At 39.2% G+C, this 10,459-nt stretch carries 9 protein-coding genes and 2 CRISPR repeat arrays; of the genes, 1 reads left to right on the plus strand and 8 read right to left on the minus strand.

Annotation, left to right across the window (positions count from 1 at the left end; all coding sequences use genetic code 11):
* The coding region (locus tag PX482_RS26150; RefSeq protein WP_288123214.1) for a transglutaminase-like domain-containing protein at positions 1–419 on the plus strand (419 nt) is incomplete at its 5' end.
* 208 nt (positions 420–627) lie between these two features.
* Positions 628–964: direct repeats of the CRISPR family, unit length 36 nt; unit sequence GTTTCCAACTAATCCTATTTGACCTAATAGGTAAGG.
* Between the two features lie 101 nt (positions 965–1,065).
* Here the strand turns inward: PX482_RS26150 and PX482_RS26155 are convergent.
* The 8 genes from PX482_RS26155 to PX482_RS26190 form a co-directional block, all read right to left on the minus strand.
* Positions 1,066–2,700, minus strand: a complete 1,635-nt coding sequence (locus PX482_RS26155; RefSeq protein WP_288025274.1) for an RAMP superfamily protein — start codon at positions 2,698–2,700, stop codon at positions 1,066–1,068.
* 5 nt (positions 2,701–2,705) lie between these two features.
* Positions 2,706–3,113, minus strand: coding sequence for a hypothetical protein (locus tag PX482_RS26160; RefSeq protein ID WP_002757498.1), 408 nt, complete (start codon positions 3,111–3,113; stop codon positions 2,706–2,708).
* A 19-nt stretch (positions 3,114–3,132) separates the two neighbouring features.
* The gene (locus tag PX482_RS26165; protein WP_002757500.1) at positions 3,133–3,960 is read right to left on the minus strand and encodes an RAMP superfamily CRISPR-associated protein; all 828 of its coding nucleotides are present in this window, start codon (positions 3,958–3,960) and stop codon (positions 3,133–3,135) included.
* Positions 3,961–4,342: 382 nt separating this feature from the next.
* Positions 4,343–4,468, minus strand: a complete 126-nt coding sequence (locus PX482_RS26170; RefSeq protein ID WP_002757501.1) for an AbrB/MazE/SpoVT family DNA-binding domain-containing protein — start codon at positions 4,466–4,468, stop codon at positions 4,343–4,345.
* Between the two features lie 142 nt (positions 4,469–4,610).
* Complete coding sequence (locus PX482_RS26175) at positions 4,611–5,594, minus strand: type III-B CRISPR module-associated Cmr3 family protein (RefSeq protein ID WP_002757504.1); 984 nt, start codon at positions 5,592–5,594, stop codon at positions 4,611–4,613.
* A gap of 10 nt (positions 5,595–5,604) precedes the next feature.
* A complete protein-coding gene (locus tag PX482_RS26180) occupies positions 5,605–7,029 on the minus strand; it encodes a Cas10/Cmr2 second palm domain-containing protein (protein ID WP_002757506.1) in 1,425 nt (474 codons plus the stop codon).
* A 7-nt stretch (positions 7,030–7,036) separates the two neighbouring features.
* Entirely contained in the window at positions 7,037–8,068 is a 1,032-nt protein-coding gene (locus tag PX482_RS26185) for an SAVED domain-containing protein (protein WP_288097072.1), read from the minus strand.
* 15 nt (positions 8,069–8,083) lie between these two features.
* Positions 8,084–8,686 (minus strand): Uma2 family endonuclease, encoded by a 603-nt coding sequence (locus tag PX482_RS26190; protein ID WP_002757514.1) that lies wholly within the window; start codon positions 8,684–8,686, stop codon positions 8,084–8,086.
* 555 nt (positions 8,687–9,241) lie between these two features.
* Positions 9,242–10,226: direct repeats of the CRISPR family, unit length 36 nt; unit sequence CCTTACCTATTAGGTCAAATAGGATTAGTTGGAAAC.
* Positions 10,227–10,459 lie beyond the last annotated feature (233 nt).

Below are 10,459 nucleotides of genomic sequence, written 5' to 3' on the forward strand. Positions count from 1 at the left end.
GGGAGAGTGAAGGAACTCAATCCCCCGGAGAAACCCTGCGGCTAAAGTCGGGAACTTGTCGCGATTATGCTTGGTTGATGATCGAAGCTTTGCGAAGATTGGGTTTAGCCTGTCGTTTTGTCAGTGGCTATCTCTACGATGCTGCCCTCGACGGTGGTGAAGTGGGGATGACTGGCTCTGGTGCTACCCATGCTTGGTTACAGGTTTATCTACCGGGGGCCGGTTGGCGTAATTATGATCCGACTAATCAAATTACCGCCGGCTTTGATTTAATTCGAGTGGCGATCGCTCGTCATCCCGGTCAAATCATACCTCTTTCTGGTTCTTGGTTTGGTGATGCCGATGACTATTTATCTATGGATGTTAAAGTGACCATTCGCAAGCTGGGGACGCTGCCAGATTTTGATCCGAGGGAATAGGTTGAATTTCGGGTTTTTCCTTGACCGGCGATCGGTTTCTGACTCCCCCAAAGGAAAACTTACTACTTCACTATTAGGATAACTGCTAAGGTGTTCGTAATTTAAAGCGAATATTCCCGTTAGGTTTTAGCATTTTTATCGATTTTTGTCAAGATATATTTGACACAATTTATTAGAAAAAGGGTTTCTAAAAGAAACCCTTTTTCTGCTTTCCAACTAATCCTATTTGACCTAATAGGTAAGGAATAAGAGTAGGGCTAATTCATGAATTAGCCCTACTTTTTTAGGTTCCAACTAATCCTATTTGACTTAATAGGTAAGGTCGAAAGGAACCGAAGCGTCACGCCAAGGCGATTCAAGGGTTTCCAACTAATCCTATTTGACCTAATAGGTAAGGAAAGAACGGTTATATGTCAAAATATACCGTTTCTAAACTGTTTCCAACTAATCCTATTTGACCTAATAGGTAAGGTGGGGTTTCCGGTCATTACGAACCCCGAGGCGATTGCGTTTCCAACTAATCCTATTTGACCTAATAGGTAAGGGATAAGGGTAGGGCTAATTCATGAATTAGCCCTACTTTTTTAGGTTCCAACTAATCCTAATGTGTAATTAATTTTGCTTAGGTAATTAACTGTAAACGGGATTATTTCGGCCAAAGTTTTTGAAATTTTCCCGCTTGACCATTATTCTCGTCTAGAAAACCTAGAAAATAAGCACAATCATCAGAGTCATCGGGAAAAATTGTTAATAATTCTAGGTATTGATGATTATTTTTGGGATACATTCGATGCCAAAGACAACCAACTTGATTGATATTTTTTGTTACTATTCCTGTCACCGAGGTTTTATAGATACTTAAATTATCCAATTTTTGATAGGCTTTGTGAAGCCATTTTATGGCTAGGGAATCATCTTTATCTTCGGCAATTCTTCCCCAAACCTCGACATTTTTAGGATGCCAACTTTCTCGCCAGTTAGCACTATTATCGGGAGTTCTGAGGATATTTTCTTGTAAGGACATCCATTGTTTAGCAATAGTGCGAACATCTTTGATAAAGGGATGAACATGAGTTAAATCTCTGACTTTATTATCGTTAATTAAAGAACTTTTATTCCCCCATTGCCAATGACAGCCAATTAAGGGTTTATTGGGATAATAATCCTCATAGAAAATACTATGATCTGCTCGTCGCCATGATTTACCAAATCCTCCTAATAACATGGCAAAACGAGTGAGAAAACAAATTAATTTTTTTAAGCATTCTTGCTGGTTTTCGGGGAGAGATTGGGATTGGGTGAGAATCCAGCGCAATTCTCCTGTTACTGTGTAGGTGGGTTCCTTGTAACCCTTGGCAAAGGTTCCTAACTCTAGAGATTTGACACAAAAATCGACCGCTAGTAAACCTTGGGTTGCTTCTCCGTCAATTCCTCCAAATAGCTGATTAACTAACTTTTCGGCATTTTTAGCATCAGTTAAACCGCCAAAAATACGCAAGGCATGACCGCGAATTGCTCCTCGAAAAATATTGGGTCGAAATTCCCTTGCACCATCGAGGCTTTTAGGAGCCATTCCTTGGCCTTTCAGAAAACATTTATATAAAGGTTCTTTTGAAGGTTTAATGTCTTTTGGTAAGCCATAACCGCTACTAACACGGCATCCTAGACCAGATTCTAAAGCTCTTTCCCAGATAGTCCAAATCTCCTCCCAATCGGGTTGTTCTATTGAGGTAGAAATGCCAAATTTTAGGTTAGGTTGATAGAGAGAAATTAAAGCAAAACCACTTTCTCCACTGGGTTTTTGTCGAGTGTTTGGGGTTTTTACTTGCCATCCCTGTTGCGGGTGAACAATATCTAAAAGATTTTCCGTCCAATCATTAACGGGATAACCGCCATGGAAGCGCAAAAGACTAGGGTTATCGCTATCTTTTTCGAGGTGATAACGTTGTTTTTGTTCGGGGGTGCAAGCTTGACAAAAGGCTCCTTTCATGCTGGAACCGGGATAAAATGGTATGCCATAAGCACCCATTACAGGCCGAATTATTCCTTCATCTTGTCCCCCATTAGTGACAAATCGCCACGATATTTGATATTCTTTGGTTTTTACTTCTTGACCAAATTGGGGAGGATTTTCATCGACTCGTTCTATCCATTCTTTTACCCATTTTTGGCTATCATTTTCATCTTTTTTAGAGTCAATATATTGTAATTGCGATCGCCCTTTGGTTTGTGCGCGAAACATCAGGGGGATTTTGTCACCAATATCGGGAATATTAACCATATAATTTATCGTTCCTTTGTTCCTTTATATCTTTGAGTCCACCAAACTAAACAATCGCATAGTTGCGTTAAAACAGCGAGGGTAATTCTCTGGTCTTCTAGCTTTAATTCCCAGAGTTTTTCTGCCATTGCTTGAACAGATTCGGTATCATTTACCTGTACGGTATCGTTAGGGATAGGAATCCCCGCTTCTGCCATGGTTTCGACTAATTTATCCCAAGTTTCTTTCCAGTATTTTGCCTTATTGGTTTCCTTGGATTGTAAGCGCAGATGTTCACCCCAGAATCTTTCTAGTCCATAGGAAACGGATTCACGCATTTTAAAAGATTGATTGAGAGAATCTCGGTCTCGTAGTTTGGCAGCGAGAACTAATTTCTGAGCAATGCGATCGAGATTGTATTCTTTCCAAGCCATAATATTAGATAAAATGTAATTATTGATTGGCGTAGTTTAAAATAGTAACTTGGCAACGACCGAAACCGATGGATTCTAATCCTCCGAAATATAATTCTTTTTGGTTTACCGATTCTCCAAAAGGTTGCCATCCTGTTTCTTTGCAAGCAATGGGAAAAACTAAAATACTACCCACGGGTAAAGCTTCCACATTGAAAAAAGCTCCTTTTTCTGTATCCACTTTTTTCTGATCTTCTAGTAGTTTAACCCGGCTTTGTCGGTAGAGTGCCATATCGTGCAGCATGGATATATCGTTATCATTAACGACGACTAATTGAGAAGCTTTTAAATCCGCTTGCGGGGGAATCCACGAAGAAAGCTCCTCTAAGTGTTCAATTTCGAGAAATCCTAAGTTAAAAAATAAAACTTTGCTATTGCGGTTAACTCCCTGCACTACTCGCGCTTGTAAACTAGGGGAAGCAGTATAGGGATTGGGTACTTTTGCAGACATTCCCGTGATTTGTTTATAGCGTTTTAATAATAGGGGAGAAGTAACCCAAACTATCGGCTGCCCCGGACAAAATACCGGCAACCAAACGAGGGAAGCATATTCAAATTTAACTTTTGCTTCGGTGGTTCCTCCGTCTTCTTGTCCTGGGATTGTTTCGTGTCCGTACCATGTACGTTTTTCATCTATATTGTTCATATCGGCACGAAAACGGCCGCGAATAGAACTACCAGGGATAATTGCTGTTTGGGTGAATTGGTCACGAAAAATGAGGTTAAGATTACCCGTTTCTTCTCCTGCGGTTGCTCCCACATGAAGGGGTGCTAAGGTTTCAAGTATGCCATAACTTTTGTGATACATTTTTTGGTAAAAGTGAGTATTTTAGATGCTTAGAGATTATTCTAAACTAGGTTAATATTAATGTCAGAATTTTCTAAGATTTTGTTAATATTTGATCGTGGTATTTAGGCTATTAGGACAGCACAAAGCTAAGTAGGTGGGTGGAATTAAATATAAAATGAACGTAGGTTGGGTTGAAGCATGAAACCCAACGCCCGCATGGGTTACGCTACCGCTAACCCATCCTACAAATAATTGTGCCTACCTACTTAAGTAGGTGGGTGGAATTAAATATAAAATGAACGTAGGTTGGGTTGAAGCATGAAACCCAACGCCCGCATGGGTTACGCTACCGCTAACCCATCCTACAAATAATTGTGCCTACCTACTTATAGGTTTATTCCTAATCAATTGCAACACCCTTTAATAATTCATCGATTTCTTTAGCCATTTCCTCTGTGTAAGGAGTGAGAGAAGAAGGGTTTTTAAAGGCATCTTCTACCAAAAAATCTAAAAACATACGCAGCATTTTATTTTTGCTAATTTTTGAGCTTTGATTATTACCACTTTTTCAATAATCTAATAAAGCTTTTCGGGGAAATCTAGTTTTTAGTTTTGCCATAGCTATCACTTATGCTCGTCTCATTTACCCTACTCAATAATTATAGGCTTTATTTGGCAATATTTTCTAAGGGTAAGGCTAATCCGCAGCCCCAACGTTTGAGAGAAACCCCTTCGGTGGGGAACCAAGATTCCTGCCAATTTTGCCAAGATGGTAAGGGGTTTTTTAAGCGATAAACTGTTCCTGCGGGAACTGCATAACGTCCCCTAGATAAGCGCTTAACTTTATCTTTTCCTCCGAATCGATAACGATAGGTTATTGGTCTTTCGGTGTTGAGGGTTTCTAATTGCCAATCACTGGGATTGCGAGTTGATAGGCGATTTGTTCCCCAGATTGCGGCAGTAATGAGGGCAAAATATTGACCGACATCTTGATTAAATAAAGTTTGGAGATGGCTGCTTAGTTCAAGTGATTTAACTTCCACTAGATGGGATTCCCCACCAAAGCGATACCAGCCATTTTCTAGGGGTTGATTAGCTAAATAAACTAGACAAGCATCTGGATGTAACTGAACGGCATTTTCGAGGAATAATTCTCCAGTTTTTACCTTTCTTTGCTCCTCTAACAAACGCGGATGGAGATGGGGATGATATTGCCACGGAGAACCATAGGCTTTTTGAGGATTATACCATTGGTTGATAGGAATCCAACTATCTCGATCGAATTTTCCCTCAATTTGTTTACTGTCTTTCTCTTGCCATTTTTCTTGCCATGTTAAGGTGTGTTGAATTTTTCCATTGTCGTTATTTTCTTGGTCTTGAAAATAATTTGCGAGGGGTTTTTTAGCCAGATAAATAAAGGGAGTGGGGACAAAAAAGTTATCTGGTTGTTCACTGTTTGCCCAAAAAGGGCCGGCAATTTGTAAATCGCGAATATTGGTGGGATTGCTGTGAGCAAATAGTCCCGAAACTGTGGCAGCAGTGGGGGGAAAACGATTTCCTGAACGTCCAACTAGATTTTCTGGAGACAGAAACGGACCGGCGCTACCGTAGAGAAATCCCAAAGGTTTAATTATGATCAGATATTGCAGCATTTTTCTATGTTTAGGTGAGATGATTGACCACTTTTGAGAGGTTAATTACCCAGTTATTTCTATCTTGGTGAGAGGTGGTATCAATGGGTATATTTTGATTAAAATAAAGGTTAAAAACTGCATTGGCAATATCGTGATTATCATCGGTAAAAGCGCGGCGATTTTCTAAAGTTGCTATATCATTATAGAAATGTGTCCAGTTTTTTCCTTCACTGCGATCGCAATAACTATCGAGGATATCTTTTAAGTTTTCCCAGGGACAAACCCACTCTAAATAGTTACCACTGTTAAAAAGAATTCGCACCGCGAGACGATTTTTACCTTGATTTTTAGCGGATTTTTCTGCTTCTCGACATTGTTGTAATATGTCACGCTGAGGAACTCCTGAAGCTGCCCAAACGAAACCGACGCTAACAGTTATATCCTGAGAATAACCGTGTTTTGGCCAGATTTCCCGATGAAATTGATCAAACCAATATAGACAATCTTGTAGGGTTAATTTTGGTTCTGATTTTTGTGGAAACAAAACCCCTAGAAAGTCATCTCCTCCTCCATAAATAATGCGACCAAAGTTAAGATAATTTTCTAGTTCTTCTCCCCATTGTCGCATTCTTTGACTAAATTCTTTTCTTGAGGATATGGACAGATTTTTTAGGTAATTTCCCATCCCGTCACCGTCCCCTTGAAACCATCCTGTATAGGATTTTTCCTCGTAGCGATTTAGTTCCACAAATTTTTTAGGAAGTTCTAGGTTTAAAGGCTTGCCAATATCATATAATGTAATCATTCTTTTGACTAATTCGGGAATGCTAAGACGTTCGGTTTCATCGAGGATAGCATTAGAAAGTTTTTGACTTAATTGTTGATAAAATTCAGTGATTTGCTGATTTTGTTGGGAAATACTAGAATATAAAGGATGGGTTTGATCCGTCATTCCATACCAAACAATGGCATCGGAACCCGATAAGCTAGAACTTTCTCCTTGCCAATTAATTCCCGTCCAATCTCGTTGATATTTTTTCTGTTGCAGACTTTTAAACGCACAATCGATCGAGTCCTCTTGCGCCCAGAAGAATTCCCAAGTATGATTAATCCATAGGTTCCATTCTCGTCGCCAAGTATAATTGTATTGTGGTAAATTTTGTTCAATCCAAACCCGACACTTATTAACCACTTTTTGCCATGCGTCATCGAAGACTTGTTCGGCCTCTTTTTCGGGAAAATTACCCGCGATTAAGATTTGGTTGGGAGTTCCTCTTTTAACGTCAATTAAAGCGGGAGAAATAAGGCTACACCCAGGATATTTACCCGCTGCCTGACAGATAGCATCGGCAAGATAGGATAATAAAAAAGAACCACCGTACAAGTCCCTTAGTTTACGCGATTTTCCGATGAATCCTTGCACAGGAGCAAAGGTAATTACAGTATAGTTCATTTTATCTTTACCGTCCTCGATAAAGTTTAAATTCCTGAAGATTAATAAGATTTCTGTAGGTAGAATTCCCGTATTGAGTCAGGAGAATTGGCCAGTATTGTTGAACGGCCATTCCGACAAGTATTCCCAAAGTTATAGGCATGGAATAAACTAGCTTAATCTCTTGATAGTTTTTTTGTTGAGCGATATTGATAGTTTTAAAGATTTCTCTAGAATATTGTAGCCAATCTTCATTTTTTTCAATTGTACCACTGCCTTTACTTTTCAGATAAATTAAATCGCCGTAGTTTTCAATACTCTGATCATTAAGATTAATTTTATGGGAAGAAACATCGATGGCTATAGTTACTCTATCTTGACCTTTTTCGGTGACAACACGCTCAAATTTTTCGTATTCCTTAATATCTTCTTTAAGTTTGCGATCGCTAATTTCCACCACAGGATAATAACTATCAGAAGATTTATTATATTGAAAGATTTTTACTCCTTCGGTAGCGAGAATAGTGCCGACCATAATAGCGACGCTAATCGGACCGATATAGGCAAGATAAATAATAGTATTTTGGGGAGTTTTTTTCTTAAGTTTCTCTAGATTATAGCGTAGTATTTGCAGAAAAGCTCTCAGCATTTCTTGATCATAAATATCACAGGAGTAGTTAAAAATTAAATCTGTTTCGCTAATATTGAGATACTGGTCAAGATTATTTTGATGATCTTTGTATTTATTTTCTGTTTCGATGATATTAAAAAGCGATTGCAGAGCCTTATTACTATCGGCAGGATTAGCAATTTTAATCACTATCGGTAGAGGAATCGCCTGATGTTTATAGAGGTCGTATTTCTGAGATTCTAGCCAGATACCGATGATAACTAGAGCCAAAGTAATCAGAAAAATTAGATAATATCCCTGGCCAAATTGATCGGCAATTAGTGCTAAAATAGCGGCGATGGCTAATGCTGCATTGGTGAGGGGATTAAAGATAATATTATAGGGATATTGACGCAGATTACCCAGGACATTTTTAAGAGATTTCAGCATAATTTTACTAGAGATTTAGGGCATAATATCGAGAAGACACAGAGACAATTCGGGAAAAACTGCCGAACTAATGCGCTCATAAAGACGATATAATTTTTGTTGATATTCATCACCTTCTAGCTGATAAATAGTCAAAGTAGGCTGTTTGGGTTTACCGATAAAAGAGATGCCACCCAATCCACGAAAATCGACAATCCAATATTCAGCAATACCTAAAGATGAGTATTCTTCAACTTTGCGTGCATAATCATCTTGCCAATTACTACTAACCACTTCTACCACTAATTTAATTGCTTGGGAGCTAGTTAAAATTGCTTGTTTTTCCCAGAGAGGTTCGGTGCTAAAGTCCACTTCATCCAAAATGATGACATCGGGACGTAAAGCAGTAGCTTGACCCGATTCTGGACGGAGCAAACAGTTTTTAGGAATTGTCCAGGGTAGATGTAATCGCAAGATTTCTCCCCACAGTCTTCCTGCGATTTTTCCCGCTACGGATTCCTGAAGTCCAGTGGGTTCCATGTCTCGCAACTCCCCGTCAATTAATTGATAGCGTGGGTCATCTCCATACTGGTTTAAAAAGTCTTCAAAAGTGAATAATTTAGGAGATAGGTAGGTCATGATTTTTATCGGATTAGACCTAAAGCTTGTTGTTGTTATCCATGATACTGATTGCTCGCCAGAATCGGGGGATTTTGGGGGTTAAAAAATCCTTAAAAAAAACTCCCACCCCCGCTACCCTCCTTAATCAGTAGCTAGACAATTAATTACAGATAATTACTTAAGCAAAATTAATTACACATCGAGAGGCGGAAACTGTACGCTAAAGTAGTAGAAAGGGTCAATCCTCAAGAGGATGATGTGCGCTTCTATGGGATTTCCGAAGAAGCTGTCTCTAGATTATTGGTGATGGGAGGTTCTCCTCCTCAACCACCCCCAAATCTCTACATCATCTAGCTTGTCCCCTAACTCTTGACTGAAAATCGATGCACCCCCTCCCCGACCTAAAACCCCGATTCTCTGGTTGAGGTGCGTCGATTGCTCTCCCAGTCAGGGTTCTACCCTTTGGTATCGGGACTTTTACCCCCCCCGGGACCACTTTTTAACCCTCTTTTTGCAGGTGCGTCGATTTGGGGGTCTGTCTTCCCCTCTCGATGAGACTTTCCAAGGGGTACTCCTTACCTATTAGGTCAAATAGGATTAGTTGGAAACACAAAAGTTCGGAATGCCGAATACCAGACTACGACTCCTTACCTATTAGGTCAAATAGGATTAGTTGGAAACGACTCATGAGGTCCAAGGCCTTATATATAACAATATCCTTACCTATTAGGTCAAATAGGATTAGTTGGAAACCCTCGTTCCCAGTGAGTCTGGAAAGGGTGGCCCCTCCTTACCTATTAGGTCAAATAGGATTAGTTGGAAATCTACACAATCAATGACTTTTTCCCATAACTCTTTACCTTACCTATTAGGTCAAATAGGATTAGTTGGAAACTCTGGATAATTTTGTTGGCAAAAATCTAGGATTTTTTCCTTACCTATTAGGTCAAAGAGGATTAGTTGGAAACTAGAAAAGTAGGGCTAATTCATGAATTAGCCCTACTCTTACTGCTTGCCTATTAGGTTAAATAGGATTAGTTGGAAACTTAAAATAGGCGGCTTGCTCGTTAAGATTTCGTAAACCTTACCTATTAGGTCAAATAGGATTAGTTGGAAACATTTTTGATGGCGGCTTGCTCACCATCGAGAGTTGACCTTACCTATTAGGTCAAATAGGATTAGTTGGAAACTAAAAAAGTAGGGCTAATTCATGAATTAGCCCTACTCTTACTCCTTACCTATTAGGTCAAATAGGATTAGTTGGAAACATTAGAGTCAATTTTCGTGAAATCAATATCAATTCCCTTACCTATTAGGTCAAATAGGATTAGTTGGAAACACTTAAAGCGTTCACCAAAAAAATCAGAGGATTCGTCCTTACCTATTAGGTTAAATAGGATTAGTTGGAAAACTTAATTTCGCCATTTATTTTTACCTTTTGATCCTTACCTATTAGGTCAAATAGGATTAGTTGGAAACTAAAAGAGTAGGGCTAATTCATGAATTAGCCCTACTCTTACTCCTTACCTATTAGGTCAAATAGGATTAGTTGGAAACGAATAAAAACGCAATCGTCAAAGGCTTGCTTAATAGTTGCCTTACCTATTAGGTCAATAGGATTAGTTGGAAACTAATCGGGAACCTCTACAGGAAAATAACCAGCATCGGCTATTTCTTCCTTACCTATTAGGTCAAATAGGATTAGTTGGAAACTAAAAAAGTAGGGCTAATTCATGAATTAGCCCTACTCTTACTCCTTACCTATTAGGTCAAATAGGATTAGTTGGAAAC

The organism is Microcystis sp. M53602_WE12 (genome assembly GCF_030065455.1).
In the GTDB taxonomy this organism is placed as follows: Bacteria; Cyanobacteriota; Cyanobacteriia; order Cyanobacteriales; family Microcystaceae; genus Microcystis; species Microcystis aeruginosa.

What these genes read in the sequence shown, in the direction of transcription:
- PX482_RS26155 (WP_288025274.1), bottom strand. Translation starts at nt 2,700, where the DNA reads ATGGTTAATATTCCCGATATTGGTGACAAAATCCCCCTGATGTTTCGC.
- PX482_RS26160 (WP_002757498.1), bottom strand. Translation starts at nt 3,113, where the DNA reads ATGGCTTGGAAAGAATACAATCTCGATCGCATTGCTCAGAAATTAGTT.
- PX482_RS26165 (WP_002757500.1), bottom strand. Translation starts at nt 3,960, where the DNA reads ATGTATCACAAAAGTTATGGCATACTTGAAACCTTAGCACCCCTTCAT.
- PX482_RS26170 (WP_002757501.1), bottom strand. Translation starts at nt 4,468, where the DNA reads ATGCTGCGTATGTTTTTAGATTTTTTGGTAGAAGATGCCTTTAAAAAC.
- PX482_RS26175 (WP_002757504.1), bottom strand. Translation starts at nt 5,594, where the DNA reads ATGCTGCAATATCTGATCATAATTAAACCTTTGGGATTTCTCTACGGT.
- PX482_RS26180 (WP_002757506.1), bottom strand. Translation starts at nt 7,029, where the DNA reads ATGAACTATACTGTAATTACCTTTGCTCCTGTGCAAGGATTCATCGGA.
- PX482_RS26185 (WP_288097072.1), bottom strand. Translation starts at nt 8,068, where the DNA reads ATGCTGAAATCTCTTAAAAATGTCCTGGGTAATCTGCGTCAATATCCC.
- PX482_RS26190 (WP_002757514.1), bottom strand. Translation starts at nt 8,686, where the DNA reads ATGACCTACCTATCTCCTAAATTATTCACTTTTGAAGACTTTTTAAAC.